The 558-nt window shown below is 32.8% G+C and carries 1 protein-coding gene; it reads right to left on the bottom strand.

The genetic code is table 11. The features are described 5' to 3' along the window. Nucleotides 1-73 precede the first annotated feature (73 nt). Nucleotides 74-349 carry a hypothetical protein gene (locus tag FC65_RS11085; protein ID WP_056972804.1) on the bottom strand — a complete coding sequence of 92 codons (276 nt, stop codon included), beginning with the start codon at nucleotides 347-349 and terminating at the stop codon, nucleotides 74-76. Between the last annotated feature and the right edge of the window lie 209 nt (nucleotides 350-558).

Genomic DNA, 558 nt, shown 5'->3' with positions numbered 1-558 from the left:
TTTTACCATCAACACTAAAAAGTGTAGACCCTAAAAATTCCCTGCTTTTTTTGTGGATCAAACAATATTAAGATCAGCGTAAATAAAGATATTTTTCAACTCGGCGAAAACCAAATACAGTTTGAATGTTTTTTTCATTTTCAATTTTTAAAACTGAATCAGGCGGGCAAAAGTTTAATCCATACTGTAACTCATGCAGTTTAAGCGGCTTTTTAGATACAGAGATGGTCGTTATTGTCTCAGACTGATGCAAAAACGACAGGGGTAATATCTTCTTGTCGTCCTCAAAAAAAATTTCCAAATTAGGTTCTAAGCCAAACGTACAACTTTGAAAATCTCCGACACGCATATTCCTTGCACCGTCCTTTTTTACAATTGATTTTACACAGATAGGCAGTTAAGAAAAACTTTACTTTAAATCGTAGGATAAATTAGTGTCTAGGACGACTGCCATGTATTTTAACGTGCGTATGCTTCCTAACATTTTGATTATACCATCTGTTTTCTTTTTTTAAAAAACAGATGGTATCCTGAATTATTCATACTTTTTGTCTTAAA

The organism is Ligilactobacillus acidipiscis DSM 15836 (assembly GCF_001435755.1).
GTDB classification, from domain to species: Bacteria; Bacillota; Bacilli; order Lactobacillales; family Lactobacillaceae; genus Ligilactobacillus; species Ligilactobacillus acidipiscis.
Note: the sequence above shows the minus strand (reverse complement) of the source record. Positions and strands in the feature narration are given on the sequence as shown.

Coding starts and splice junctions, on each gene's coding strand:
- FC65_RS11085 (WP_056972804.1), bottom strand. CDS start 349: ATGCGTGTCGGAGATTTTCAAAGTTGTACGTTTGGCTTAGAACCTAAT.